The sequence below is a fragment of the Streptomyces sp. NPDC004435 genome, from assembly GCF_042873895.1.
GTDB lineage: Bacteria > Actinomycetota > Actinomycetes > Streptomycetales > Streptomycetaceae > Streptomyces.
This window is the reverse complement of sequence record NZ_JBIAMB010000033.1, coordinates 1-25,858: the sequence shown is the minus strand read 5'-3', so window position 1 is coordinate 25,858 and position 25,858 is coordinate 1. Positions and strand designations below refer to the sequence as shown.

Below are 25,858 nucleotides of genomic sequence, written 5' to 3'. Positions count from 1 at the left end.
CTCCGTTCCCGGAGGGGGCCCTCGTCATGCGTACGGGCTGGTCAGAGCGCCGATCCGGCCTTCCAGGCCGACCAGTTCATGTTCCAGCCGTTGAGGCCGTTGCTGGGGGCGATCGTGTCGTCCTTGGAGTTCTTGACGATGACGACGTCGCCGGTGATCGACTGGTCGTAGAGCCAGGCGGCCGCCTGCTTGGGGTCGCCGGCGCCCTTGACGTCGGCGAGGCCGATGCAGCCGTGGCTGGTGTTCACGGAGCCGAAGATGGAGCGGGCGCCCCAGTAGTTGCCGTGGATGAAGGTGCCGGAGGTGGACAGGCGCATGGCGTGCGGCACGTCCTTGATGTCGTACTCGCCCTTGCCGTCGGAGTCGGTGAAGCCGACGGTGGCGCCGTTCATCCGGGTCTCCTTGAACTTCTCGGAGATCACCATCTGGCCGTTGTAGGTGGTGTTCTCCGGGGAGCCGGCGGAGATCGGGATCGTCCGGAGCACCTTGCCGTCGCGCACGACCGTCATGGTCTTCGTGGCGACGTCGACCGTGGAGACCTGGCTGCGGCCGACCTTGAAGGTGACGGTCTTCTGCTGGACGCCGAAGACGCCGTCGGCGCCCTCGACGCCGTCGAGGTCGAGCTTGAGGGTGACCGTCGAGCCGGCCTTCCAGTAGTCGTCCGGGCGGAAGTCGAGGCGCGTGGCGTCGAACCAGTGGCCGACGACCTCCTGGCCGGAGCTGGAGGTGACCTTGATGCCGCCCTGGACGGCCTTCTTGTCGGTGATCGCCTTGTTGAAGTTGATCGAGACCGGCATGCCCACGCCGACGGTCGAGCCGTCCTCGGGGGTGAAGTTGCCGATGAAGCTGTTCTCCTTCGACACGGTGGTGAAGGAGGAGTTCTCGTGCGCCTCCAGGCCCGACGCGTCGACGGCGGTGGCGGCGATCTTGTAGACGGTCGCGCGCTCCAGCTGGCCGGTCGGCTTCCAGGAGAGGCCGTCGGCCGCTATCTCGCCCTTGACCGCGGTGCCCTCGGCGGAGGTCATGGTGACCTCGGTGAGCTTGCCCTCGGTGACGGCGACCTTGGCGTCGTTGTTGATCGAGGCGTTCTTCGCGCCGTTCTCCGGCGAGATGGTGATCTGCGCCTTGGAGGTCTTCTGCTCGGCGGCCTCGTCGACCTGGGCCTGTGAGGTGGCGGACGGCGAGCCGGACGCGGCCGTACCGGCGTCGTCGTCGTTGCAGGCAGAGAGCACCAGTACGCCGCTGAGCACCGCCGCCGCGGCTGCCAGGCTCCTGCGGCGCTTGCCGACCGTCATCACACGCTTCTCCATCGTCGCCGATTCCCTGTCAGTCCATCAGAACACCCCTGCCACCCGTCCGGTTCCGGAAGCGGGGGGTTTGTGGGGAACACCACTGATCGACACGCTCGGCGGAACGTTCCGGTTCCCGCTCGCCGCGCAACGGCGCGAAAAGGCCCCGGGACACCGCCCGGGGCCCTGGCTCCCGGACCGGCCCCGGTCCGGGAGGAACGCCCTACGGCCGATCGGTCTCGTCGTCTTCCTCGTCCCCATCCTCCTCGTCGAGCTCCCACTCCATCGCGTCGGGGTCGTACTCGATCTCCTCGCTGCTCCAGGCGGCCTGGACGAGCTCGACGCCGGGCAGGTCGCGGACCAGGTCGAACGGCTCCACCAGGTAGGCCAGGGCCTCCGAGGGGTCCTCCTGGACGGCGGCTCGGGCGTGGTCCCGCTCCTCGGCCGGCATGAACTCGTCGGAGTCGATCCGCCCCTCCGCGGCGGCGGTCAGCTCGGCGGGTCCGTCGATCTCCAGGACGATGTCGACCCGGAGGCGGACGTGGCGGGTGGTGGTCTCGGTGCCCGGGGTGCCGGGGGCTTCGGAGGTGCTCATGGCTGGGAGCGTAGGGTCTGCCCGGCCTCCGCTTTCCCGCGACCCGCTGTGTTCACTACCATCTGGCCACCGCGGGGTCCCGCGGGGCTTTCCGTGAGGGAGATCGAGATCCGCGTGTCCGCCGCCCGACGCCCGCTGCTGACCGCCACCTCGGCGGGGACCCTGCTGTGCGCCCTGTGGTTCGTCCCGTCGGCGAACGCCTCCGACGGAGCGGCCGGGGCCGCGGCCCGGAGCTCCCACCCGGCCGCCCCCGGCGGCGACCGCCTCGCCGAGACCGGGGGTCCCGACACGACGGCGTACCTGCTGGGCGGGACGGGCTTCCTCGGCGTGGGCGCCGGGTTCGTGGCCCTGGCGATGCGGCGGCACGGGCGCGCGTCCTGACGCCGGCGGGGCCGCCCCCGTGAGGGGCGGCCCCGCCGTCTTCGTACGGATCAGGCCAGCGGGCCCGTGACCGGCTCGACGGCGGCGACCAGCCGGCCCTCGCGGACGAAGGCGTCGGCGGCGGCCAGGTCGGGCGCGAGGAAGCGGTCGGGACCGGGGCCCGCGACACCGGCGGCGCGCAGGGCGTCGATGGCGGCCCGCGAGGCGGGGGCGGGGGTCAGGCCGTGGCGCAGCTCGATGCCGCGGGTGGCGGCGTACAGCTCGACGGCGATGATCCGGGCGAGGTTGCCGACGGCGGTGCGCAGCTTGCGGGCGGCGGACCAGCCCATGGAGACGTGGTCCTCCTGCATGGCGGAGGAGGGGATGGAGTCGGCGGAGGCCGGGACGGCGAGCCGCTTCATCTCGCTGACCAGGGCCGCCTGGGTGTACTGGGCGATCATGAGGCCCGAGTCGACGCCGGCGTCGTCGGCGAGGAAGGGCGGCAGGCCGTGGCTGCGGTTCTTGTCGAGGAGCCGGTCGGTGCGGCGCTCGGCGATGGAGCCGAGGTCGGCGGCGGCGATGGCGAGGAAGTCGAGGACGTACGCGACGGGGGCGCCGTGGAAGTTGCCGTTGGAGCGGACCTCGCCGCTGCCCAGGACGACCGGGTTGTCGACGGCGGCGGCCAGCTCGCGCTCGGCGACGAGCAGGGCGTGGGCCATGGTGTCGCGGCCGGCGCCGGCGACCTGGGGGGCGCAGCGGATCGAGTAGGCGTCCTGGACGCGGGGGGCCTCGCCGGCCTGGAAGTGGCCGGTCAGGCCGGAGCCCTTGAGGACGGCCAGCATGTTGGCGGCGGAGGCGGCCTGGCCCGGGTGGGGGCGGATGGCGTGCAGCTCGGGTTCGAGGACCTTCTCGGTGCCGAGGAGGGCTTCGAGCGAGAGGGCGGCGGTGACGTCGGCCGACTTGTAGAGGGTGTCGAGGTCGGCGAGGGCCATGATCAGCATGCCGAGCATGCCGTCGGTGCCGTTGAGGAGGGCGAGGCCCTCCTTCTCGCGCAGGACGACGGGCTCGATGCCGGCGGCGGCGAGCAGCTCGCCGGCGGGCTTCACGGTGCCGTCGGGGCCCTCGGCGTCCCCCTCGCCCATGAGGGCGAGGGCGCAGTGGGAGAGCGGGGCGAGGTCGCCGGAGCAGCCGAGGGAGCCGTACTCGTGGACGACCGGGGTGATGCCGGCGTTGAGGACGTCGGCCATGGTCCGCGCGACCTCGGGGCGGACGCCGGTGTGCCCGGAGGCGACGGTCTTGAGGCGCAGGAACATCAGGGCGCGGACGACCTCGCGCTCGACGCGCGGGCCCATGCCGGCGGCGTGCGAGCGGACGATGTTCCGCTGGAGCTGGGTGCGCAGCTCGTGGTCGATGTGCCGGGTGGCGAGGGCGCCGAACCCGGTGGAGACGCCGTAGACGGGCTCGGGCTTGGCGGCGAGCGCGTCGACGACGGCACGGGCGGCGGCGAGCGCCTGGACGGCCTCCTCCGACAGCTCGACACGGGCGCCGTGGCGGGCGACGGCGATGACGTCCTGCGGGGTCGTGCCGGACGTGCCGAGAACGACTGTCTGCATATCCATATTCAGCACCCTACGGATTGAAGACCTGTCTGTCACTAGGCGACTTCGTCACCGTCCCTCACCAGGACGGACCCTTACGCGACCCGGTGGCGGACGGGGCGGTTCCAGTCTGACGCGCGAGGGGCCGGGGGCAGCGGAGGCGGCACTCCCGGGGTGGCGGTTCCTGCGTACGCGACCTGACGGAGTGGGCGGGGCTCGATGGCCGCCCGCGCGACCCGGCGTGCAGGTTGGACATTGGCGCGTTCCGTACTGGCAGGCGAGGCCGGCTCCCTGGATAGGTTGATACGGGGACGAAAAACGCATACCGCGAACGCGGCACGTACGGGGGGCAGGGATGGCCTGGGACGAGTGGGAGCGGATCAAGGCGGACGTGGCGGCCCGGGGCGACGGCGGGGGCCGCATGGAGTTGAACGGGACGGGAGGCGCGGCCTCCGGGGCCGATCTCAAAACCAGCGCGCAGGGGAAACGAGCGGCGGTCAAGGCCCTGGAGGGCGTACTGCTCCCCGGCGTGGACCGGGCCGGAGGCCACGCCGACCCGCAGACGGACGCGGCGGAGTCGGCGTTCACGGGCTGGGCGACGGGAAGCGGTCTGAAGGACGCGCATGACGCGTGGGCGTCACAGGTGAAGAGCCTCAAGGCCCGCCTCGAACGCGACCGGGCGGCGCTGAGCAGGACGAAGCGGGAGTTCCAGCAGATCGACCTCGACGTCCGGAGCACCCTGGCGCGGATCGACCCGCCGGAGCGGGACTCGCGCAGGAACGTCTGACCTCAAGGAAGCGGGCATGCTCACCTACCAGGACGTCCTCACGATGCGCCTGACCCCGCTGACCACGGCGGCCGGGTCGTGGGACCGGATGGCCGACGGCTTCGAAGACCTCGGCGAGGTGTACGGGAACACGGTCCAGACCGTCGCCACGGGCGGCGAATGGGCGGGCGCGAGCGCCGACGCCGCCGGCACGAGCTTCGCGTCGACACGCAAGCAGTTCGCCGCCGCCGCGACCGAGGCGCGGGCCATCGCGTCCATCCTGCGCGACATCCACGGGCAGTTCACCGAACGGATCGCGGCGGTGCGAAAACTGGTCACGTCGGCGAAGGAGGCCGGGCTGCACGTCGACGCACAAGGCCGGGCACGCCTGGACCCGAGCAGGGCCGGGAACAAGGAGCACGGTGGCCTCGCCGACGCGACCGTCCGCGCCGCCCAGGAGGCGAGCTGGACCGCCGCCGTCGCCGCCGCCGTCCAGGCGGTGGACGACGCCGACGAGGGAGCCAAGCTGGCCCTCCGGGACGCCGCCGGCGTCAAGGGCTTCTTCGAGCAGGCGCTCGACAACGCCCGTGGCGTCGGCCACGGCTTCAACGCCGGCGCGATCGGCGACATCGAGCTGGTCGAGGCACGTGAGGCGAAGAGGTACGCGGACCGGATCCTGGCCGGCGAGAAGCCCGCCGACCCGGAGGAGTGGGCGCGCCTGATGCGCGACAACGCGGGCGACGAGGGGTTCAGCCGGATGGTTCTCAGCCACCTGGGCCCCGAGGGCACCATCCGGCTCACCAACCAGATCAACACCCTCGCCTACGACTCCGACTCCGGGAACAGGCAGCACTACCTGAGCGGCGAGCGAGGACTGGCGAACGCCCTCGCCACGGCCACGCAGAACCCGGGATCCCCGCTCTACCGGCAGTTCCGCGACGGCCTGAAGGAGGCCGGGATGAAGCGCTACGAGTGGCAGGGCGAGCAGGTCCGCGGCTACCAGTCCCTCGTCACCCTGATGCAGCACGGCGAGGGCTACTCGGACCGCTTCCTCCACGACCTCGGCGACGACCTGATCGCCGCCGAGCGCGGGGACAGGGGCAACGACAACTGGGACCTGCCCGCCCGGTTCACGGGGCCACGGGACGAATGGTTCGCGAACGACCCCCTGGACGGCCTGCTCGGCCTCATGAGCAAGGACCCGGACGCGGCGGCGGAGTTCCTCGACCCGGAGTCCGAGGGCGGCGACCGGCTGGAGTACCTGACGCGTCAGCGGGACTGGGACGTCGTCGACGGGAACCGGTACATGGACATCGCGTACAACCCCGACGGCATCCTCGGCGACCCCCTTCGCAGCTCCGACATGGAGGACGCGAAGACCAGGGCCGGCTTCGGCGCGGCCCTCATCGCCGCCACGACCGGCATCGACCCGAACGACTCGGGCGGCGGCTACGTCCAGCACTCCGACGCGAACAACCGCGTGTTCGAAGGCGCACTGAAGCACCTCTCCGCCGAGGGCGACGACTTCCCTCCGAGTCTGCGCACCCCGATGGCCGTGGTCATGGGCAATCACGGTGACGACGTCCACGCCACGACGAGCGCCCAACTCGACTCAAGCAGCCCGCTGGACCGTGACCAGGTCCTTGAGGTGTCGAAGCAGATCTCCCGCGACCGCTTCGCCTACTTCACCCTCCAGGACACCATCAACCACGAGATCGTCCACGACATCAACACGGGCGTCGGAGGCCCTGAGGAGACCTGGAGAAAGGCGGGCCACACGGTCGGATTCCTCGAAGAAGCCCGCTATCAAGGGCTCGCGGTCGATGCCGACGACGCGAAGAGCAAGGCCATGTGGGAAGCGAAGATGGACTACCACCAGTGGGGTGGCCTGGTGAACTTCATCCCTCAGGCGGGAGACGCGGCGCAGCGGGGGGTGGACGTCCTGACGACCAAGTGGTTGGAGGACGAGACACGGCATATCAACGAGAGACTCGCCACCGACAATACCGAGACATCCAGGAACCAAGAGAACCGCATCGGTGCGCTGGCCGACGTGTGGAGGCGGGCGAATCCCAGTGAGGCCACCGGGGAAACACTGGACGTGACGGTCTCCAAGATAAACGGCACCGTGAACGACGGGAACAGCACGGCACGCGGCCTAGCAGGCGGGGGATCATGAAGCGCGGTCAATTCTGGGGTCTGCTCACAGCCACCGCTCTTTTCACCGCTGGATGCTCCAGCGATGAGCCAGGCTACGACTATGCCATCCCATCACAGGTGTGCGGCGTCGGAGTCGATCAGTCAGCTCTGAAGGAAGTACTCCCGACGGGGAAGAAAGCAGGGGCCGCGGATGGTGGGACAAACGACTTCAGGCACCACACCTGCACGGTGATCATCGACGGGAAAAGCGTGCTGTCCGTATCGATCTTGCGCGACATCGGGGCAGGCGACGCCTTCGGATACTGGCAGAAGGAGTTCGATAACCTCACGAGGACCTCGCTCGGGGGAGCCGCCGTGCTCGCGGGGGTGGGGGACGATGGAGCCGCGGCCGCCCTGGAGTGTCACCCGAGAACGAGTCAACCTCAGAAAGACATGTCCGGAGTTCCGTACACACATGTCCGGCTGAAAATAAAAGTCGACAGAGAGACGGGAAATTCCGGGAAAGCGACCGGACTACGCAAAGGAATGGAGACTTTCGTGAGGTCTTACATTCCAGAACTGACCAGAACCTGGTGCAGGTGAACGCCCCTGCGCGCGTTCAGGCCCGCACCGGCGCGCGGGGCGGCAGGGGGCGGCTCATGAGAAATCGCAGGATCTTTCACGGGACGCTGCTGGCCGCGTCTCTCCTCGCCTCTGGATGCTCCGACGGCGAGCCGGGATACGACTACGCCATCCCATCACAGGTGTGTGGCGTCGAAGTCGACCCTTCCTCGCTGAAAAATGTTCTCCCCCCAGGGAAGGAAGCAAGGGTATCGGGTGACGAGGCCGTCGATTTCGAGCATCTCATCTGCAGGGTGGTCGTCGACAAGAAACCCGGACTGGCCATTTCGGTTTTGCGTGGTGGCGGGACCGAAGATCTCTTCCCGTACTGGCAAAAGGAGATCGAAGGCCTCGGAAGGGTCTCACCGGGAGGACCTGTCACGAGTGCCGGAGTAGGAGACAATGGCGCCGCCGCGTTGATCGACTGCCTACCGAAGCCCGGTCAGCCGCAGGAAGAAATACCGGGCTTCCCGTACACCCGGCTCCGTTTGATAGTCGAAGTCGGGCGAGGCGAGGAGAAGCCCGATTCAACGACCGATCTCCGGACAAGCACGGAACAGTTCATGCGGACGTACGTTCCCGGCCTCACCGCTACCTGGTGCAAGTAACCCAAGGGCAAGACCACTGGAAAGTAAGGGAAGTCAATGCGTCGTCTCGCCCTCGGGACAGCGACCCTCACCATTTCGCTGCTCACCAGCTGCCCCACCGGAAACAGCACATACGGATGTCGCGGACCGGCGGGCGCCGGGCGGGTGGGGTGTCGGAGCGGCGCTGTACGGTCATAACGACGTTGCGCAAGTGCAGAGTTGGGCGAGGGAGCCGGGGGCGGAGTTGTGAGGGTCGAGCGTCGTGCGGGGACGGGTGCCGCCGGATTGGTCGCGGTCGTGGCACTGCTGGCGGGATGCACTGGCGGCGGGGGTGACGGTGCCGAGGGCGGGCCGAAGCCCGGCGGGCAGGAGCCGGCGGCCACGACGAGCGCGGCGCCCCCGGAGAAGCGGAAGCCCCGGGTGGAGGTCCCCGCCGCCTTCGACGGCGCCAGGGGTTGGGCCGTCGAGTCCTCGGAGGGGCTCCGCAGTCCCGTGTACGCGCCGCACGCCAAGGAGGTGCTGTTCCTCAAGAAGGCCGAGGACGGCGAGTCCACGCAGGTCGTGGCGCGCGATCTCCGCACGGGTGAGGTGCGCTGGACCGGTGCGCCGGTGCCCCTTCCGGTGTCGGGACAGCACGGCAGGGTGGACGGCGAGGTGAGGCTCCTCGTGACCTCGAAGGGCGACACCGACTACGCGGTGGTGAGCTTCGTGGGCGAGAAGGGCGGCGACGGCGTGTCCAAGGCCAGGTCCACGACGCAGCTCACCGTCTTCCCCGCCGGAGGCACGGGCACCGTGGAGGCCGCCCGGACGTTCGAGTTCCCGTACAAGACGCAGACCTTCACCGCCCAGGACAGCGAAGGGATCGTGCACAACCGCGCCTCGACGGCGGACAAGGACACCCGACCGGTGGCGCTGGACGTCGCCACCGGCACCCAGACCACCTACACGGAGCGGCAGTTCGCCGCGCCGAAGGGTGTCAGGCGCTGCACCGAACGGCGGATGATCGGGCAGGCCGACTGCGACAAGCGGGCCCACCTTTTCGGCGTCTCGCCCCAGGGCCCCCTGACGGACGCGTACGGCAATTCGTTCTGGCTCGGCGGAGGCACCTGGCACAGCGGTACCAGCGAGCCGTCCGACGCGGTGGGGACCGGTGCCTTCCAGCTCGTGCGACCCCACTACCTCGGTGGCGTCATCGTCGCCGACTGGACGGCCGGTCACAGCGGAGAGCTCCGGCGGTACGAGGTCCGCGACCCCGCCACCGGGAAGGTGCGGGTCGCGGTGCGCTGCGAAGGGGAGCGTCCGGACCTGGACACCGGCCCGCCCGTTCCCACCCTGTCCGGCGGCCGCTACGTCCACGCCGGTCCCGTCGTGCTGGACCTGCGCGCGGACAAGGGCTACTGCTTCGAGGAGACCGAGGACCGCAAGCGGGTCACGTTCACGTCCGTCGACGCCGGGCGCGGTGTCGCGTACGGTACGGTCCCGGCCGACTCCCGCCGGGACCCCGCGCTCCCGGTCGAGGTCGACCTCGCCGCCGACAAGGTCACCCCGCTCGGCCCGGACGTCGAACCTCCCGCCTGGGTGGCGGAGGGTGTCGCCGCGTACGTCCCCGAGCACGGCAAGAGCTCGTGGGTCGGCGGCTTCACAGCCGGCTTCTACCCGTCGAAGTAGACCGCTCAGACCACGTGCGTCCGCGCGAAGGCGGTGAACGCGGTCCAGGCGGTAGGGGTGGCGGTCAGTTCGCCCCGGGCGTGGTCCTTGGTGTCACGGACGCGGATCACGTCGGGGGCGTTATCGGCGATCTCGACGCAGGAGTCGTTGGTGTTGCCGCTGTAGGTGCTCTTGTGCCAGTTCGGCGAGGGCTCAGTCATCTTGTTCCTTCGCGATGTCGCGCATCAGTTCTCGGGAGGCCCGAACGCCCAGGGCAGCCTGTTGCAGCAGATCATAGACACGCTGAAAGTGCATCACCTCGGCTGGATCCTCGGTGTAGTTGCCCGTGTTGAATCCTTCCGTGTAGGCCCCTCGTTGCCCCTTCGCGAACGTGAGGAGGGACACCGAGCCGGCCACCGGCGCGCCCTTCATGGGCAGCACCTGGATATTCACCTGAGGCCGCTCGCCCATCGCGAGCAGATGCTCGATCTGCTCGCGCATGGCCTGGGCGCCGCCCATGTCACGGCGCAGACAGGCTTCGTCGAGGACGAGCATCATCCATGGCGGGTCAGGACGGTCGAGTACGGCCTGGCGGTCCAGCCGCCGCCTTGCGTAGTCGTCGATCTGCGCCGGGGTGCCGGCCAGTCCGGCCTGCATCGCGGCACGGGCGTATCGGGCGGTTTGGAGAAGTCCCGGGACGACGATGGAGAACTCGTGGATGGCTGTGGCTTCGAGCTGCCGTCTCAAGTAGGTCTTCGCGTAGTCACGGACCGTCCGCTCCGTGAGGATCTTCACCAGGTTCACCAGCGTCCCCGGCGGCAGCCTCAGCACGATCTCCAGCCGCCTCGCCAGCTCCCGGTCCGGCGGGTCCTCCCCGCGCTCGATCTCGGAGATCCTCGTCCCGCTGCTGAACGTCTTCCCCGCCACGTACGCCTGCGTCCAGTCCCGCCCGAGGGCCAGCCGGGCCTCGCGGACCACGTTGCCGAGGTACTGCTCGATGCTCTCTCCGGGTTCCAGATCCTGTGGTCCTGGCATATGCCTCGTTCCCCGCCCGCCCGCAGTCACCCAACTCCTGGTGAGCGTAGGGGGGTCGGCGTCATCGTGGAGGGGTTCCCGGAGGAGATCCGTCAGAAAGTGAGCCCTCCATGCACGCGTTCAGCACCCCTCCCGCCGACCACCTCCCCCCTCACCCCGTCCACACCGTCCGCCCCGTCTCCGAGGCCGAGGCCGCGCGGGCCTACCGGGAGCTCAAGGCCGCCATGGAGGCGACCGGGCTGCCGACCAACGGTCTGTACCGCGAGGTCCTGCGCGGCTCAGGCACCGACACCCACCTCTACGGGATCGGGACCTTCACGCTCGCCGGGGCCCTGCGGCTGACCGCCGTCCTGAACTCGGCCAGGAGCGGCCGGTGATGTACCGCATCGGGGAGTACGTGACCGACGCGACCCGGGCCCTCACCGGGCAGGTCCACGCCGTGCACGGGAGGACGCTCGTCCTCCTGCGGCCCAGCGGGTTCCTGTGGGAGGCCGAGGCCGACCAGTGCTGGAAGGCGAGCCCGCAGGAACGGGCCGGCCTGACGCCCGCCGGCGGGGTCCGCGTCATCAGCACCGCCCGGCGCCAGGCCCACTGAGCAACACCCGTCACCCGTACGGTGGATCTTTGTTTCGATCGGCTCGACGGGCATATGCCGTGCGGTACGTTCGCCAAAGAAATCAGCCCCCGCGATGGTTGCACCCATGCGCGAGGGCCTGGACCACCAGTGGAGAACAGCCACCGTGATCTACCGAAACTTTATCGCGCCCTCGCGCGCCTTCACCCGGTTCTCGCACGAGATCATCCGGCATCCCCGGCTCAGTTCCGACGCCGTACGGCTGCTGACCTGGCAGCTCTCCCTCCCCCAGGACGCCCGCGAACCGCTGTCCCGCACCGCCGAACGTGCCCGGATCGGGGCATGCGCGTTCGGGACGGCCAAGCGGCAGCTGAAGACGGAGGGCTTCGTCCACGAGCGGCGGGTGCAGATCGGGGGCGGGCGCTGGATGACCCAACAGCTCGTCTCCAGCCGCCCCTTGAGCGCGGGCGAGGCGGCGAAGATCCTCGCCGGGATGCCCGCCTACGCCGGGGAGGGGGCGGCGCCCCGACCGGTGACACCGCAGGTCGCGCCGAGCGACGGGATCCCGGCCGCCGGTGGGCCGGTGCGTCAGGCCGCCGACGGTCATCCAGAGCAAGAACCCACCGCGGGAAAGACCTCCCTCCTTCCGCCCGCCGCACCCACGGCCCCCGCCGTGGAGGAACCGGCCCCCTCGGACGAGGCCCGCGCCGTCATCGGCGCGCTCCCCGTGCTCTCGCCCGCCCTGCGGCACATCCCGCCCGGCATGCGGGACGAGCTGGCGCGGCTGGCCGCCCGCTGGCTGGAGGCCGGACACACCCCCGCCGACGTCTGCGCCCACATCCGCTCCGGGCTGCCGAAGGACGGTACGCCGGTGCTGCGGCCCGGCGGGCTGGTGCGGTACCTGCTCCGGGAGGTGCCGGAGCAGGTACCGCCGCCGCTCCCGGGGCTCGTACCCCCGCCGCCCTCCCCCGCACCCCCGGTCTCGACGCGGCTCGCCGGGATGCGGGAGTGCGAGGGACGGCACGACCAGGCGTACCTCTTCCGACCCGTGGGCGACGAGGACCTGTGCCCCCGGTGCGTCGCCTAGGGCCTGTCCCTTCGGCGAGCCGTCGCTGTCAGTGGTGGGGGTCTGGCGTGTGTCCGAGGCGCCTGATCAACGGGCTTTCGTCCCGGTGGCGAGGGGGACCGTCCGGGGGGAGGCTGGCTGTCCGGTCTGGTCAGAAGAGGGCGGTGTGAGGTGTCGGATCTCAAGGCGCTGGCGGCGGAAGCGTACGTCTACGGCTTTCCGATGGTGTGCAACCTGGACGAAGTGGACCGCTTCACCCGCAAGGGCATGGCCTCGCTGCCGGCGGCTCCCTTCAACCGGTTCAGCCACGCCACCGGCCTGGCCGGACCCAAGGACACCTTCGTAACCGTCAACAACGACACCGTGTACTCCATCGCCCAGGTCGACCTGAGCGGCGGCCCGCTCCTGCTGCGCGTGCCCGACACGGCAGGGCGGTACTACGTGCTCCAGTTCGTTGACGCCTGGACGAACAACTTCGCCTACGTCGGCCGGCGCGCCACCGGCACCGCCGCCGGAAGCTATCTGCTGACCGGTCCCGGCTGGAGAGGCGAGGTCCCCGCGGGCGCCACCCGGATCGCAGCGCCCACCGCCGTGGCCACGATCGTCGGGCGGTGGGCCTGCGACGGCCCCGGTGACCTGGCCGCCGTCAGCGCCCTGCAGCAGGCCACCACGCTGGAACCCCTCGACGCCGCGACACCGCCCGCGGGGCTTCCCGCACCGCATGACGGGGTCGAGGGTGGCGAACTGCTGTTCTTCGAGAAGCTGCGCACTTGGATCCGGGCCTTCCCGCCCTCCACCGCCGATCGGGCCTACCAGGAGCGGTTCGCGCCACTCGGCCTCCTGGACGAGACCAGCCCCTACGCCGCTGCCGCCACCGAGACAGCCCAGGTCCTGACGGCCGGCTACCGCCAGGGCAAGGAGCGGGTGGAGTACGCCACCGCCCACGGCAACAGCCCCGAGCAGAACGGGTGGAAGCTGACCTACCACGTCTTCGACTACAACCTCGACTTCTTCCAGACCGGCACCCTGGAGACCCCCCAGTGGGTGATCGCCGACCGGGCCACCGCCCGCATCGAACGGGCCGCCGCCGCCCGCGCCGGCCTGTGGGGCAACCACGCCTACGAGGCCGCGTACGCCATGACCTGGAACGACGGCGACGGCCGACCCCTGGACGGAACCCAGGCCTACACCCTGACCTTCACCACGCCCCCGCCCGTGGACGCCTTCTGGTCGATCACCATGTACGACCTGCCCGACTACTACCTCGTCGACAACCCCCTCGACCGCTACTCCATCGGCGACCGCACCCCCCGCCTGCACCACGCTCCCGACGGCTCGCTGACCCTGCACCTCCAGCCGCAGCGGCCCGCCGATCCTGAGGCCGCAGCGAACTGGCTGCCCACCCCGCCCGGCCGCTTCCGGCCCGTCCTGCGCATGTACCAGCCCCGCACAGGCGTCTTCGACGGCACCTACAGCCTCCCGCCCATCACCCGCGTACCCAGATGAGGGTGGCGGGTAGGCGGAGTGCGGCCCGATAGGCGAGCGCGAGCCTGTCCGTTCGCATGGCCAGGCCCCGCCACCGCTTGAACCGGTTGATGCACCGCTCGACCGCGTTGCGCTGCTTGTACGCCTCGGCCGTCGAAGGCCGTGGCGTGCCGGGCCAGAGGCCCCGCCCGGCTGTCGGCGGCGAGGTGCGCCGGCCAGCCGTCACGGCTCCGGCGGTAGTTGCACCGTCGGTGCGTCGCGGAAGCGGCGGCGGTCGCGGCCGCCGGGCGGGGCGTCGGCCAGGCGGATGACCGTGCCGTCGCGGCCGGCCACGACCGGCTTCGCGGAGCGGGCGGCCTTGGCCTGGTACTGGGCCGCGTCGGCCAGGCGGAAGAGGCGGCGGGCGGACTTGAGGGGGCCGATCGGGTCGCCGGTGGAGGCGACCCCGCAGGCGACGCCCTCGCCCAGCTCCAGCTCGGCGGCGCGGACGCACAGCTCCTCGGCCACCGCGACCACCTCGTCGGCGGCGGGGCCGACGGCCAGGAGGCAGAACTCGTCGCCGCCGAGACGGGCCGCGAGGGCGCCGCGCAGGCGCGCGCCGCAGCGGGAGAGCACGGAGCCGAAGCGTTCGAGGAGGCGGTCGCCGACGGCGTGCCCGTGGGTGTCGTTGACGCGCTTGAGGCCGTTGAGGTCGCAGACGACGAGGCTGACCACCGCGCCGTCGGCCCGGTAGCGCTCGATGGCCTCGTCGAGACGGGCGTCGACCGCGCGCCGGTTGGCGAGGCCGGTGAGCGGATCGGTGAAGGCGAGCTTGCGGACCTCCTCAAGGCGTTCGGCCTGCGCGATGCCGGCCGCGACGACCGCGGCGAGGACGTTCGCGAAGTCCGCGTCCGCTTCGGTGAAAGGTTTCGCCCCCGCGGGCCGGGCCACGTACAGCTCGCCCCAGGCCCGCCCGTGCAGCACCACCGGGGCGACCACGCAGCAGGACCGGCCGCGCCGCCGCAGGCCCTCGACCCGGCCGGTCACGACGGGCGCGTCCGCGGTCTCGACCCAGGCGTGCGGGCCGGCGCCGACCGCCCACCGCTCGTGCAGGAACTCGGTGATCTCGGGGAACTGGTGGACCGGGTACGTCTCCCCGTCCGGGAACTCCTCCTCGCCGGCCGCCCGCGCCCCGGCGTTCACCAGCACCCGCAGCCGGCCGTGGTCCCGCTCCCAGACCGACAGGGCGCCGAAGCTCCCGTCGAGCCCCGCGCACGCTCCGAGCGCCGCGGCCCGCCAGAACTCCCGCGGGGTGTGCGCCGCCGCCATCCCCTGCGCCAGCGCCACCACGGCCCGCAGCCGCACGTCCTCTCCCATTCCTCCAGCTTAGGGAGGTTTGATCCGATTTCCCTTCCGAGGTGTCACGGAAAGTGATATTCGGTACAAAATGGGATCATTCAGGGCAGGCGAACGAGGGAACGCTCACTCCCCCGGCCACTCCGGCTTCCGCTTCTCGTTGAACGCCGCCACGCCCTCGGCCCGGTCGCCGGAGAAGGCCACCGAGCGCCAGGCCGCGTCCTCGACCTCCAGGCCGGCCCGCAGGTCCAGTCCCTGCCCCAGCCGCATCGCCTTCTTCGCGGCGCGCAGCCCGACCGGCGAGTTCGCGGCGATCCGCCCGGCGAGCTCCAGCGCGGCCGCCCTGGCCTCCTCCGCGACGACGTCCACCAGGCCCAGCTCGCGGGCCTCCGCGGCCTCCACCCTCCGGGCCGTGAAGACCAGCTCGGCGGCGCGCGCCGCGCCCACCCGGCGCGGCAGCAGCTGCGTACCGCCGCCGCCCGGGATGACGCCGACGGAGACCTCGGGGAGGCCGACGACGGTGGTGGCGTCGGCGACGATCAGGTCGCAGGCGAGCGCCAGCTCGTAGCCGCCGCCGAGGGCGAAGCCGTGCACGGCGGCCACGGTCGGCATGGGCAGCTCCAGGACGCCGGTGTAGGCGGCGCGGGCGGTGGGCCGCTGACGCACCAGCTCGGCGTCGGTGAAGGAGTTGCGCTCCTTCAGGTCGGCGCCGACACAGAAGGCGCGGTCGTTCGAGGAGGTCAGGACGGTGACCCGGACGGCGGGGTCGGCGGCGAGGGCCGCGCACGCCTCGCCGATGGAGCGGGCCATCGCGGAGGAGACGGCGTTCATCGCCTTAGGCCGGTCGAGGACGAACTCGGCGACGTGCCCCTCCCTGCGGACCAGCACGAACTCACCAAAACGCTGCTCGGTCATCCCTCACGCCCTCCCGGTTAACGACGGTTCACACCGTCCCGGGAGGGATCTTAGGTCGGCCGGCGGTTCAGGAGCCAGGGCTCCACGACGCCGAGGCCGCGGACGGAGCGCTGCCACATCGGCTGGAGCGCGAAGCGGTACGTCCGGTGGGGCCGGCCCTCCTTCTCGGCGCGGGCGGCCTCCTCGGCCGCCTCGGCCTCCGACACCGGCACCTCGCCGGTCCTGGTCAGCTCCTCGGCGAAGGCGCTGTCGACCAGGACGGCGTCCTTCGGCGCTATCGAGGTGAGCCGGCTCGCGAGGTTCACGGTGGTGCCGAAGACGTCGCCCATCCGGGTCGTGACGGTGCCGAAGGCGATGCCGACGCGCAAGGACGGCATGGTCTCGTCCTGGCTGAGGGTCTCGATGAGGCGCAGCGCGATCTCGGCGGCGATGCCGGCGTCGTCCGCCGCGTACAGCACCTCGTCGCCGAGGGTCTTGATGAGCCGGCCGCCGTGCGCGGCGACCAGGTCGGCGCAGGTGGTCTCGAAGGCCTCGACCAGTTCGCCGAGCTCCTCCTCCTCCAGGCGGCGGGTGAGCCGGGTGAAGCCGACGAGGTCGGCGAAGCCCACGGCGAGCCGCCGGTCGACCATCTCCTCGTCGTCGGCGGCCTGCACGACCCGGCCGGTGGCGGCGGCGAGCTGGCGCCGCCACACGTAGATCAGGAACTCCTCCAGCTCGGGCAGGAGCAGCTCGACGAGGGGGTAGGTGACCTCGGTGCGGGTCATGCCGGGCTCGGGCGGCTCGGTCAGGCCCTCCAGGAAGGAATCGATCTGCCATTCGGCCAGTCGGGCGGTGGTCTGCCCGGTGGAGCGGGCGACCTGCACCGCCATCGGCTCGCTGAGCAGCCCCGCCTCGACGAGGCCGGCGAGCCGCCGCAGGGCGAGCACGTCGGCCTCGGTGAGCGCCTTGGCCTGTCCGATGTCGGCGAAGCCCATGGCCCGCCAGAAGCGGGAGGCCAGCTCCATGGAGACGCCGGCGGTACGGGCGGCCTGGAAGGGGGTGTAGCGGCGGTCGGCGCCGAGGATGAGCTGTTCAAGGCGGATGGCGAGCGGGTCGTCGGTCGGCTCGGCCGTGTGGTCGACGGCGTGGTGGGGGGTCGGGTACGCCGAGGTCTCCGCTGCGGTCTCGGACCGCTCGGAAGGCTCGGACGGGTCGTCGCCCGTGTTCGCGTCGTCGACGGTCACCGGCCGCCTCCTGCCCGTTCCCTGCCGCTGCCCACTGTTCGCTCTGCCGATCTGTTCGCCTGGATCGCGCTCCACGATACGACAGGTGTGGGCTGGCTCACCCCGGAACGGCCGGGGGATCGGCCCGTCGCGCGCGGCGGGGTCAGCCGGTCGCGCGCAGGTGGACGATGTCGCCGGCGCCGACCGCCTCCGTGCCGCCGCCCTCGGTGGCGACGACGAGGCGTCCGTCGCCGTCCAGGTCGACCGCCTCGCCCTCCAGCATCCGCTCGCCCGGCAGGTCGGCGCGGACCCGGTGGCCGAGGGTGGCGCAGCCGGCCGCGTAGGCCGCCCGGACCCCGGAGGTCTCGGGGTCGCCGCCGGCCCGCGTCCAGGCGCCGTACCAGTCGGCGAGGGAGCGGAGGACGGCGCGCAGCAGGGTGTCGCGGTCGGTGGAGACGGCGTCGGCGAGGAGGAGGGAGCCGGCCGCGGGGACGGGCAGCTCGTCGGCGCGGAGGGAGACGTTGATGCCGAGGCCGACGACGACGCCGTGCTCGCCGGCCCGCTCGGCGAGGATGCCGCCGGTCTTGCGCTCCTCGTCCCCGACCTTCACCAGGAGGTCGTTGGGCCACTTGAGGGAGACGTCGGCGCCGGCGGCCTTGACGAGGCCGGTGGCGGCGGCGAGGCCGGTGAGCAGCGGCAGCCAGCCGAGCCGGTGGGCGGGCACGTCCGGCTTGAGCAGCACGGAGAGGAAGAGGCCGGAGCGGGCGGGGGCGCTCCAGGTGCGGTCGAGGCGGCCGCGGCCCGAGGTCTGCTCCTCGGCGACGAGGACGGCGCCCTCGGCCAGTTCGTCGGCGCGCGCCGCGAGGTCGGAGTTGGTGGAACCGGTGGTGGGGACCACGTCGAGGGAGGTCCACAGGCCGTCCGGGAGCAGCAGTGCCTGGCGCAGCGCGCGGACGTTGAGCGGGGGCCGGTCGAGGTCGGACCAGGGTCCGCCTGATGCGTGGGAGGACGTCATGCAAGCCAGACTAGGTGTGGGATAGACCGCACTGCGCTGCCGTGGTCGCGCCGATACGCTACGGGTCAGTAGGCCGTCATTAGCCCATTCGCAGTCAACGAACCCCCCGTGACCAGGCAGGGAGCCGCATCCCGATGTCCGAGCCGGCAGAGCAGTACGAGATCGACATTCACACGACCGCGGGCAAGATCGCGGATCTGAGGCGGCGCATCGGCGAGGCCACGCACGCCGGCTCGGAGCGCGCGGTGGAGAAGCAGCACGCGAAGGGCAAGCTGACCGCGCGCGAGCGGATCGCCCTGCTGCTCGACGAGGGTTCCTTCGTGGAGCTGGACGAGCTGGCCCGGCACCGGTCGACCAACTTCGGCCTGGAGAAGAACCGGCCGTACGGCGACGGTGTCGTCACCGGCTACGGCACGGTCGACGGGCGTCCGGTGGCCGTGTTCTCGCAGGACTTCACCGTCTTCGGCGGGGCGCTGGGCGAGACGTACGGGCAGAAGATCATCAAGGTGATGGACTTCGCGCTGAAGACGGGCTGCCCGGTCGTCGGCATCAACGACTCCGGCGGCGCCCGCATCCAGGAGGGTGTGAGCGCGCTCGGCATGTACGGCGAGATCTTCCGCCGCAACACCCACGCGTCCGGTGTGATCCCGCAGATCTCGCTGGTCGTGGGCCCGTGCGCGGGCGGCGCGGTGTACTCCCCCGCGATCACGGACTTCACGGTGATGGTGGACCAGACCTCCCACATGTTCATCACGGGTCCGGACGTCATCAAGACGGTGACCGGCGAGGACGTGGGCTTCGAGGAGCTGGGCGGCGCGCGGACGCACAACGCGACCTCGGGCGTGGCGCACCACATGGCGGGTGACGAGAAGGACGCCATCGAGTACGTGAAGCAGCTGCTCTCGTACCTGCCGTCGAACAACCTCTCGGAGGCGCCGGCCTTCCCGGAGACGGCGGAGACGGAGGTGTCGGGCGAGGACCTGGAGCTCGACACGCTGATCCCGGACTCGGCGAACCAGCCGTACGACATGCACAAGGTGATCGAGCACGTCGTGGACGACGGCGAGTTCCTGGAGACGCAGGCGCTGTTCGCGCCGAACATCCTGACCGGCTTCGGCCGGGTGGAGGGCTTCCCGGTCGGCGTCGTCGCCAACCAGCCGATGCAGTTCGCCGGCTGTCTGGACATCAACGCCTCGGAGAAGGCCGCGCGGTTCGTGCGCACCTGCGACGCCTTCAACATCCCGGTGCTGACCTTCGTGGACGTGCCGGGCTTCCTGCCGGGCGTGGACCAGGAGTACGGCGGCATCATCCGGCGCGGCGCGAAGCTGATCTACGCGTACGCCGAGGCGACCGTCCCGCTGATCACGATCATCACCCGCAAGGCGTTCGGCGGGGCGTACGACGTGATGGGCTCCAAGCACCTGGGCGCCGACCTGAACCTGGCGTGGCCGACCGCGCAGATCGCGGTCATGGGCGCGCAGGGCGCGGTGAACATCCTGCACCGGCGGACGATCGCGGAGGCGGAGGCGGCCGGCGAGGACGTCGAGGCGGTGCGGGCGCGGCTGATCCAGGAGTACGAGGACACCCTGCTCAACCCGTACATCGCGGCGGAGCGCGGTTACATCGACGCGGTGGTCCTGCCGTCGGAGACCCGGGCCCAGGTCGTGAAGGGCCTGCGTCAGCTGCGGACGAAGCGGGAATCCCTGCCTCCGAAGAAGCACGGCAACATCCCGCTCTAGCCCTCGGGAGGGACAGCACGATGATCAAGGTCGTACGAGGCAACCCGACGCCCGAGGAGCTGGCCGCCGCACTGGCGGTGGTCCAGGCCCGGGCCGCGGCCACGGCGGCGGCGGCCGCGCAGGGCGGCGGCCCGGCGGCACCGGAGGGCTGGTCGGACCCGTCGCGGATCGCGCGTTCGGTACGGCACCGGCCGGGCCCGCGGGCCTGGGCGCGGTCCTACTGGCCGGTCTAGAGGAGTACGTCGGCGAGGGCCGGACCCCGTGTGCGGGGGGTCCGGCCCTCGTCGTGTGCGTTCAGCGGCGGCGCAGCAGGAGCGCGGAGGCGAGGGCGGCCAGGGCGACGAGCGCCGCGTTGACGGCGACGGCGCGGGCGATGCCGTCGGGGAGCGCGGCGGCGGTGACGACGACGGCGCTCATGACCGGGGTTCCCAGGGTGATGCCGATCTGCTGGGTCATGGTGGCGATGCCGGTCGCCATGCCCTGCTCGGTGTCGGGGAGGCCCGAGGTGGCGGTGATCATGAAGCCGACGATGGCGAGCATGTTGCCGACGCCGCCGGCGAAGGTGGCCGCGAGCAGCAGCCCGTAGGTGCTCCGCCCGTCGCCGATGCCGAGGAGGGCGAGGGTGGCGGCGGCCTGGAGGGCGCCGCCCGCGACGAGGGCGGCGCGGGGCGAGAAGCGGTGGGTGAAGCGGGGGGCGAGCAGGCCGCCGAGGACGGTGCCGGCGCCGAGGACGCCGAAGGAGAGGCCGGCGGCGAGCGGGGAGAAGCCGAGCACGTCCTGGAGGTGCAGGGTCATCAGGAAGACCAGTGAGGTCTCGGTGGCGAAGGCGGCGAGCCCGGCGAGGTTCCCGACGACGACGGTGCGGCGGGCGAGGACCCGGAGGGGGACGAGGGGTGCGGCGGAGCGCCGTTCGACGAGGGGGAAGGCGGCGAGGAGGGCGGCGGCCGCGGCGAGCGGGACGAGGGTGCCGGGGGCGGTCCAGCCGTGCTCGCCGGCCGCGGTGAGGCCGAGGACGAGGGCGAGCAGGCCGCCGGTGACGGTGACGGCTCCGGGGACGTCGAGCCGGGGCCGGGTGGCGGGGCGGCTCTCCTTGAGGACGGCGGGGGCGACGAGGAGGACGGCGAGGGCGACGGGCACGTTGACGAGGAAGGCCCAGCGCCAGGAGAGCAGGTCGGTGAGGACGCCGCCCAGGACGGCGCCGGTGGTGAACCCGGCGGACATCAGGGCGCCGTTGAGGCCGAGGGCCTTGGCGCGGAGCGGCCCCTCGGGGAAGGCGGAGGTGAGCAGGGCGAGGCCGGCGGGGGTGACGGCGGCGGTGGCGAGGCCCTGGGCGACGCGGGCGGCCATGAGGAGTTCGGGGGTGGTGGCGAGGCCGCCGGCGAGGGAGGCGGCGCCGAGGACGCCCATGCCGGCGAGGAAGACGCGGCGGCGGCCGAGGAGGTCGGCGAGGCGCCCGAAGAGGAGGGTGAAGCCGGCGGCGGCGAGGGCGAAGGAGGTGGCGATCCACTGGAGCCCGCCGAGGGAGAAGCCGAGCCCTTCGCCGATGACGGGGAGGGCGACGTTCAGGATCGAGAAGTCCACGGCCAGCATGAACTGGGCGACGAGGAGGACGACGAGGACGAGCCGGGTCCGCCCGTCCATGCGGGTGCCCGTGCGGTCGTCCGTGCGGGTGTCTGTGCGGACGTCTTCGCGGGTGTCTTCGCGGGTGTCCGTGCGGGCGGACGTCGCCTGGGCGGGGGGAGCATCGAGGGAAGCCATCACGGGACCCCTTAATGGGAGACTGGTTCCGTTAAGATGAACGAGACCGTAGCAGACCACCCCGCCTTAATGGAACAGGAGACCCGTTTGAGCGAGAGCCCGTCGGCCGTGCCCGGCACCCAGCGCCCCGGAGGCCGTACCGCCAAGGTCCGGCGCGCGGTCCTCGACGCCACCGAGGAGACCCTCGCCGCCGGCGGCTTCCACACCCTGAACATGGACCAGATCGCCGCCGCCGCGGGCGTCGGCAAGACCACCGTCTACCGCCGCTGGGGCTCCCCCGTCGGTCTCGTCACGGACCTCCTGCACGACATGGCCGAGCAGTCGCTGCCCGCCGCCGACACCGGCACCCTCGCGGGCGACCTGCGGGCCAACGCCGTCCTCGTGCGGCAGACCCTCGCCGACCCGCGGATGGGCGCCGTCTTCCGCGCCGTCATCGCGGCCGCCGCCTGCGACGAGGAGTGCGCCCGCGCCCTCGGCGGCTTCTACCGGACCCGGCTGGCCGAATGGGCGCCGGTCGCCGAGCGGGCCGTGGCGCGCGGCGAGCTCCCCGCCGGCACCGACCCGCTGGAGCTCCTGCGGGCCGTCTCCGCGCCGCTCTACTACCGCTTCGCCGTCACCCACGAGGAGTTGACCCCCGCCGACGCCGAGCGGGCCGCGACGGCCGCCCTGGCCGCCGCGACGGCGGGCGCGTACACGGCCTGAGCGCACCGACGCCCCCCGCGCCCCGGGAAGGCCGCTTGACCCGGGGCGCGGAGGGCGCCATAGTGAACTGACGAGACGATACGTTTCGTCTTCTAGTTACTCGGGGGAGGCGGGCGCGTAGGTGAGCACCACGACGCCGGTGTCGAGGGTCTCGGTGCGGACGTGGCGGAGCCGCCCCTGGAAACCGTCGGCGGACAGGGTCCCGCCGCCCGCGAGGACCGGGTGCACCCAGAAGTGGACCTCGTCCAGCAGGCCGTGCGCGAGCAGGGTCTTGGCGACCGGGCCGAAGCCGTACATCAGGATGTCCCCGCCCGGCCGCTCCTTGAGCGCGGCGATCGCCTCGACCGCCCCCTCCCTCGGGATCACCGTGGTGTCGCCCCACGCGCCGCCCGTGAGGGTCGAGGAGACGACGTACTTGTCGATGGCGTTCATCCGGTCCGCGAAGGCGTCCGTGCCCGCCCGCGCCGTCCAGGCGGAGGCGAAGTTCTCGTAGGTCTCCCGCCCCGACAGCAGCGCGTCGGCGGCGAAGAGGAGCTTGTTCGCGTACCGCTCCAGGTCGTCGCTCCAGTAGGCGAAGGACCACTGGTCGAGCTTCTCGATGTCGCCGTCGAGGGAGAGGTACGTCGAGTTGACGATCTTGCGCATGCCGGTGCACTTCCTTGGCCGAGAGGGGGTTCCTGAGGCCACCCAGCATCAGGACCGGCCGGATCCGCCGACAAGACCGGAAGGAGGAACGCTCGTTGAGCGTGGCTACACGAAGGGACGGGCACCCCGTGCGGCACCCGATGCTGGACCGGCTGGAGCTGGAGGCGTTCCTCACGCTCGCCGAGGAACTGCACTTCGGGCGCACGGCCGCCCGGCTCCACGTGACGACCAGCCGGATCAGCCAGACCATCAGGAAGCTGGAACGCCGGGTCGGCACCCCGCTGTTCACCCGCACCAGCAGGAGCGTCGCGCTGACCGGGGTCGGCGAGCGGCTGCGGGACGACCTGCTGCCCGCGTACGAGCAGATCGGCATCGGGCTCGCCCAGGCCATCGCGGCCGGACGCGGGGGGCGGACCGGGGGGCTGATCCGGGTCGGCTGGTCCGCGCCGTGGTGCGGCGACCTCGCGGCGCGGGCCGCGCGCGTCCTGCGGACCCGGCGGCCCGGCTGCGAGGTCGAGCTGCGGGAGGTACCGCTGCGCGACCCCCTCGGCGGGCTGCGGGCCGGCACCGTCGACGTCCAGCTGACCGAGCTCCCCGTCGACGAGCCGGACATCACCACCGGACGGCCGGTCCTCGCGGAGCCGGGGGCGCTGCTGGTCCCCGCGGACCACCCCTTCGCCCGCAGGGAGTCCGTCTCCGTCGAGGACCTCGCGGAGACCGTGCTCGTCACCCTCGCCGACGCCCGCGCCCCGCGGCCCTGGATGGACCGCCACTTCCCGCGCCGGACCCCGGCCGGACGGCCGGTCCCCCAGGGGCCCGCGGCGCACTCCTGGCAGGAGGTCCTGGTCCATGTCGCCGCCGGCGGCGGCGTCGGCACCACCGCGGCCCGCGCGGAGCGCTTCCACGGCCGGCCGGGGGTCGCCTACGTGCCCTTCCGCGACGCCCCGACCGTCGACTACGCCCCGATGTGGCCCACGGCCGGCCGGAACCCGCTCGTCCGCGCCTACCTGGACATCGTCGACGAGCTGGCGCCGCCGTGCCGGGCGGCCGCGGCGGTACGGCCGCCGTGTTGAGTATCCGTACTCAGGCGCCGCGGCCGTCCGGGGAGCAGGATCGGGGCATGCTGTGGTCCGACCCGGAGAACAAGCCGCCGAAGTTCCTGCGCGAGGCCCAGGAGATGCTGCGCAGATCCGGCGTGCTGCTGGCGATGGCCATGGTCGTCCTGATGCTCGCGGTGGGCGCGCGCTGAGTACGCTGCCCCCATGACTGCTGATCGTCCGGGCGGCACGCCCCGCCGGCTCGTCCTCGCCTCCGCCTCCCCCGCCCGGCTCGGCCTGCTCCGCCAGGCCGGCCTCGCCCCCGAGGTGATCGTCAGCGGCGTGGACGAGGACAAGGTCCACGCCCCCACCCCGGCGGAGCTCGCCCTCGCCCTCGCGGAGGCCAAGGCGGCCCACGTCGCCGCCCGCCCGGAGGTGAGCGGCGCCCTGGTGATCGGCTGCGACTCGGTCCTGGAGCTGGACGGGCGCGCCCTGGGCAAGCCCGCGGACGCCGCCGAGGCCACCGCCCGCTGGAAGGAGATGCGGGGCAGGGTCGGCATCCTCCAGACCGGCCACTGCGTCTACGACACGGCGGCCAAGCGGTACGAGTCGGCGACGGCGGCCACCGTGGTGCGGTTCGGCGAGCCTACAGACGAGGAGGTCGCGGCGTACGTGGCGAGCGGCGAACCGCTGCACGTGGCGGGCGCGTTCACGCTGGACGGCCGGTCGGCGCCGTTCATCGAGGGCATCGACGGCGACCCGGGAAACGTGATCGGCCTGTCGCTGCCGCTGCTGCGCCGGCTCCTCGCCAAGCTGGACGTGGGGATCACCGAGCTCTGGGCCTGAGGCTTCCTCAGGCCGCCGCGGCCGCCGCCTCCTCGGGGGCGGCGGGCTCCTTCCCGTACGCCACCAGGGTGAGCACGATCAGTCCGACGACGGTCATCAGGACGGCGAAGGCGGACCAGCCGAGCAGGCCGACGGCGACCGCGCCCAGCACGCCGTGGACGACCGCGCAGCCGATGAGCAGCCCCCGGCCGACACGCCCGGGAGCGCGGTCGCGGAGGCCGGCGAGGAAGGCGACGAGGGCGCATAGCGCGAGGGCGAGACCGGACCCGACGCCGAGGGCCCAGGTGCCGGTGACCATGTGGTCGGGGTCGAGTCCGTCCAGGGACATCGACTGGGCCTCCACGAAACGGGCCATGATCGCGTTGATCCCGATGATCGCGGGTGCCTCCAGGAGGAGGACGGCGGCCGTGACGAACGCGATCGGTCTGCGGGCCATTTCGGCCACCCCCTGGATTCGCTTGTTACCGACAGTACGGTCGACAGCGCGAAGGCTACTGGCCGGTAAACGCTCGGACAAGAGTCCGCACGCGATGGCCGAAGGGCGACGGTGCGGCAAAGAATCGTTGGGCCATTCGTAGGGACCCGACAAAGAAACCCGAATGGCGACTGGCTCCACGAACAGAGACCTGCGCCACACCTCGGAGCTACTGTGCCGTAAAGGAACCCTGCGTACCTTGGTGCGACAAGGGAATTCACGACCCGAGCGACCCTCGATTCACGCTCCGTGTGGGCAAGCTCACCTGTGGGGTCAGGTCGAGAGGCCGTGTCGGCAGTCCCTAAACTCAGCTTGTTTCAAGGAGGGAGCCATCGTGCGCAAGGTGCTCATCGCCAACCGTGGCGAAATCGCTGTTCGTGTCGCCCGTGCCTGCCGGGATGCCGGGATCGCGAGCGTAGCTGTCTAC

General features: G+C 71.8%; 29 protein-coding genes and 1 pseudogene. 17 read left to right on the top strand and 13 right to left on the bottom strand.

Features of this window, described 5'->3' with window-relative positions:
- Positions 1–41 precede the first annotated feature (41 nt).
- Together ACFYT9_RS37685 and ACFYT9_RS37680 are read right to left on the bottom strand one after the other, a co-directional pair.
- Entirely contained in the window at positions 42–1,310 is a 1,269-nt protein-coding gene (locus tag ACFYT9_RS37685; protein ID WP_389171310.1) for an Ig-like domain-containing protein, read from the bottom strand.
- A 202-nt stretch (positions 1,311–1,512) separates the two neighbouring features.
- Complete coding sequence (locus ACFYT9_RS37680) at positions 1,513–1,884, bottom strand: hypothetical protein (RefSeq protein WP_376601840.1); 372 nt, start codon at positions 1,882–1,884, stop codon at positions 1,513–1,515.
- A 114-nt stretch (positions 1,885–1,998) separates the two neighbouring features.
- On the opposite strand from ACFYT9_RS37680, the gene ACFYT9_RS37675 reads away from it, so the two are divergent.
- Positions 1,999–2,265 (top strand): hypothetical protein, encoded by a 267-nt coding sequence (locus ACFYT9_RS37675; protein ID WP_389171348.1) that lies wholly within the window; start codon positions 1,999–2,001, stop codon positions 2,263–2,265.
- A 50-nt stretch (positions 2,266–2,315) separates the two neighbouring features.
- Here the strand turns inward: ACFYT9_RS37675 and hutH are convergent, their stop codons facing one another.
- Entirely contained in the window at positions 2,316–3,857 is a 1,542-nt protein-coding gene (gene hutH / locus ACFYT9_RS37670; protein WP_389171345.1) for a histidine ammonia-lyase, read from the bottom strand.
- Between the two features lie 340 nt (positions 3,858–4,197).
- On the opposite strand from hutH, the gene ACFYT9_RS37665 reads away from it, so the two are divergent.
- From ACFYT9_RS37665 to ACFYT9_RS37645, 5 genes are all read left to right on the top strand, one after another.
- Positions 4,198–4,629, top strand: a complete 432-nt coding sequence (locus ACFYT9_RS37665; RefSeq protein WP_389171307.1) for a hypothetical protein — start codon at positions 4,198–4,200, stop codon at positions 4,627–4,629.
- Positions 4,630–4,645: 16 nt separating this feature from the next.
- Complete coding sequence (locus ACFYT9_RS37660; protein WP_389171304.1) at positions 4,646–6,787, top strand: hypothetical protein; 2,142 nt, start codon at positions 4,646–4,648, stop codon at positions 6,785–6,787.
- Positions 6,784–7,350 carry a hypothetical protein gene (locus ACFYT9_RS37655; protein WP_389171302.1) on the top strand — a complete coding sequence of 189 codons (567 nt, stop codon included), beginning with the start codon at positions 6,784–6,786 and terminating at the stop codon, positions 7,348–7,350. Before ACFYT9_RS37660 ends, ACFYT9_RS37655 begins: the two co-directional genes overlap by 4 nt.
- Before the next feature lie 56 nt (positions 7,351–7,406).
- Positions 7,407–7,976 carry a hypothetical protein gene (locus tag ACFYT9_RS37650; RefSeq protein ID WP_389171299.1) on the top strand — a complete coding sequence of 190 codons (570 nt, stop codon included), beginning with the start codon at positions 7,407–7,409 and terminating at the stop codon, positions 7,974–7,976.
- A gap of 276 nt (positions 7,977–8,252) precedes the next feature.
- On the top strand, positions 8,253–9,623 hold the full coding sequence (locus tag ACFYT9_RS37645; protein ID WP_389171297.1) for a hypothetical protein: 1,371 nt from the start codon (positions 8,253–8,255) through the stop codon (positions 9,621–9,623).
- A gap of 5 nt (positions 9,624–9,628) precedes the next feature.
- On the opposite strand, the gene ACFYT9_RS37640 is transcribed toward ACFYT9_RS37645, so the two are convergent.
- Positions 9,629–9,823 (bottom strand): DUF397 domain-containing protein, encoded by a 195-nt coding sequence (locus ACFYT9_RS37640; RefSeq protein WP_389171295.1) that lies wholly within the window; start codon positions 9,821–9,823, stop codon positions 9,629–9,631.
- Entirely contained in the window at positions 9,816–10,637 is an 822-nt protein-coding gene (locus tag ACFYT9_RS37635) for a Scr1 family TA system antitoxin-like transcriptional regulator (RefSeq protein WP_389171292.1), read from the bottom strand. The genes ACFYT9_RS37640 and ACFYT9_RS37635 overlap by 8 nt, the downstream gene beginning before the upstream one ends.
- A gap of 110 nt (positions 10,638–10,747) precedes the next feature.
- On the opposite strand from ACFYT9_RS37635, the gene ACFYT9_RS37630 reads away from it, so the two are divergent.
- From ACFYT9_RS37630 to ACFYT9_RS37615, 4 genes are all read left to right on the top strand, one after another.
- Positions 10,748–11,014, top strand: a complete 267-nt coding sequence (locus ACFYT9_RS37630) for a hypothetical protein (protein WP_376599348.1) — start codon at positions 10,748–10,750, stop codon at positions 11,012–11,014.
- Entirely contained in the window at positions 11,011–11,232 is a 222-nt protein-coding gene (locus ACFYT9_RS37625) for a hypothetical protein (RefSeq protein ID WP_389171289.1), read from the top strand. Before ACFYT9_RS37630 ends, ACFYT9_RS37625 begins: the two co-directional genes overlap by 4 nt.
- A 106-nt stretch (positions 11,233–11,338) precedes the next feature.
- A complete protein-coding gene (locus ACFYT9_RS37620) occupies positions 11,339–12,298 on the top strand; it encodes a hypothetical protein (RefSeq protein WP_389171287.1) in 960 nt (319 codons plus the stop codon).
- Between the two features lie 150 nt (positions 12,299–12,448).
- Positions 12,449–13,783: a DUF1254 domain-containing protein gene (locus ACFYT9_RS37615; RefSeq protein ID WP_389171283.1), complete on the top strand. Its 1,335-nt coding sequence runs from the start codon at positions 12,449–12,451 to the stop codon at positions 13,781–13,783.
- Here ACFYT9_RS37615 and ACFYT9_RS37610 read toward each other — a convergent pair.
- From ACFYT9_RS37610 to ACFYT9_RS37590, 5 genes and pseudogenes are all read right to left on the bottom strand, one after another.
- Positions 13,764–13,913, bottom strand: a pseudogene (locus tag ACFYT9_RS37610) (IS5/IS1182 family transposase); the annotation flags it as partial. The gene ACFYT9_RS37615 and the pseudogene ACFYT9_RS37610 sit on opposite strands and share 20 nt — an antisense overlap.
- Before the next feature lie 71 nt (positions 13,914–13,984).
- Complete coding sequence (locus ACFYT9_RS37605; RefSeq protein WP_389171280.1) at positions 13,985–15,118, bottom strand: diguanylate cyclase domain-containing protein; 1,134 nt, start codon at positions 15,116–15,118, stop codon at positions 13,985–13,987.
- Positions 15,119–15,223: 105 nt separating this feature from the next.
- Positions 15,224–16,012 carry an enoyl-CoA hydratase/isomerase family protein gene (locus tag ACFYT9_RS37600; RefSeq protein WP_389171277.1) on the bottom strand — a complete coding sequence of 263 codons (789 nt, stop codon included), beginning with the start codon at positions 16,010–16,012 and terminating at the stop codon, positions 15,224–15,226.
- Between the two features lie 50 nt (positions 16,013–16,062).
- Positions 16,063–17,235, bottom strand: a complete 1,173-nt coding sequence (locus tag ACFYT9_RS37595; protein WP_376599339.1) for an adenylate/guanylate cyclase domain-containing protein — start codon at positions 17,233–17,235, stop codon at positions 16,063–16,065.
- A 142-nt stretch (positions 17,236–17,377) separates the two neighbouring features.
- Positions 17,378–18,229: a biotin--[acetyl-CoA-carboxylase] ligase gene (locus ACFYT9_RS37590; RefSeq protein ID WP_389171274.1), complete on the bottom strand. Its 852-nt coding sequence runs from the start codon at positions 18,227–18,229 to the stop codon at positions 17,378–17,380.
- Positions 18,230–18,363: 134 nt separating this feature from the next.
- Between ACFYT9_RS37590 and ACFYT9_RS37585 the strand changes: the two genes are divergently transcribed.
- Together ACFYT9_RS37585 and ACFYT9_RS37580 are read left to right on the top strand one after the other, a co-directional pair.
- Positions 18,364–19,968: an acyl-CoA carboxylase subunit beta gene (locus ACFYT9_RS37585; RefSeq protein WP_387279175.1), complete on the top strand. Its 1,605-nt coding sequence runs from the start codon at positions 18,364–18,366 to the stop codon at positions 19,966–19,968.
- Between the two features lie 20 nt (positions 19,969–19,988).
- A complete protein-coding gene (locus ACFYT9_RS37580) occupies positions 19,989–20,201 on the top strand; it encodes an acyl-CoA carboxylase epsilon subunit (RefSeq protein WP_389171270.1) in 213 nt (70 codons plus the stop codon).
- 61 nt (positions 20,202–20,262) lie between these two features.
- Here ACFYT9_RS37580 and ACFYT9_RS37575 read toward each other — a convergent pair whose 3' ends face one another.
- The gene (locus ACFYT9_RS37575; RefSeq protein WP_389171342.1) at positions 20,263–21,609 is read right to left on the bottom strand and encodes an MFS transporter; all 1,347 of its coding nucleotides are present in this window, start codon (positions 21,607–21,609) and stop codon (positions 20,263–20,265) included.
- 186 nt (positions 21,610–21,795) lie between these two features.
- Between ACFYT9_RS37575 and ACFYT9_RS37570 the strand changes: the two genes are divergently transcribed.
- Positions 21,796–22,428, top strand: a complete 633-nt coding sequence (locus ACFYT9_RS37570) for a TetR/AcrR family transcriptional regulator (protein ID WP_389171267.1) — start codon at positions 21,796–21,798, stop codon at positions 22,426–22,428.
- A 96-nt stretch (positions 22,429–22,524) separates the two neighbouring features.
- On the opposite strand, the gene ACFYT9_RS37565 is transcribed toward ACFYT9_RS37570, so the two are convergent.
- Complete coding sequence (locus ACFYT9_RS37565; RefSeq protein WP_376599330.1) at positions 22,525–23,073, bottom strand: dihydrofolate reductase family protein; 549 nt, start codon at positions 23,071–23,073, stop codon at positions 22,525–22,527.
- Between the two features lie 101 nt (positions 23,074–23,174).
- Between ACFYT9_RS37565 and ACFYT9_RS37560 the strand changes: the two genes are divergently transcribed.
- Genes ACFYT9_RS37560 through ACFYT9_RS37550 form a run of 3 tightly spaced genes read left to right on the top strand, consistent with a single transcriptional unit; the run spans position 23,175 to position 24,956 of the window.
- Positions 23,175–24,146, top strand: coding sequence for a LysR family transcriptional regulator (locus ACFYT9_RS37560; RefSeq protein WP_389171265.1), 972 nt, complete (start codon positions 23,175–23,177; stop codon positions 24,144–24,146).
- Positions 24,147–24,193: 47 nt separating this feature from the next.
- Positions 24,194–24,322, top strand: coding sequence for a morphogenic membrane protein MmpB (mmpB, locus tag ACFYT9_RS37555; RefSeq protein WP_360310879.1), 129 nt, complete (start codon positions 24,194–24,196; stop codon positions 24,320–24,322).
- A 13-nt stretch (positions 24,323–24,335) separates the two neighbouring features.
- Entirely contained in the window at positions 24,336–24,956 is a 621-nt protein-coding gene (locus ACFYT9_RS37550) for a nucleoside triphosphate pyrophosphatase (RefSeq protein ID WP_360310881.1), read from the top strand.
- A gap of 7 nt (positions 24,957–24,963) precedes the next feature.
- Here the strand turns inward: ACFYT9_RS37550 and ACFYT9_RS37545 are convergent, their stop codons facing one another.
- On the bottom strand, positions 24,964–25,392 hold the full coding sequence (locus ACFYT9_RS37545; RefSeq protein WP_389171262.1) for a hypothetical protein: 429 nt from the start codon (positions 25,390–25,392) through the stop codon (positions 24,964–24,966).
- Positions 25,393–25,765: 373 nt separating this feature from the next.
- Here ACFYT9_RS37545 and ACFYT9_RS37540 point away from each other — a divergent pair.
- Positions 25,766–25,858 (top strand): biotin carboxylase N-terminal domain-containing protein (locus ACFYT9_RS37540; protein ID WP_280842533.1); only part of this gene is annotated, 93 nt, incomplete at its 3' end.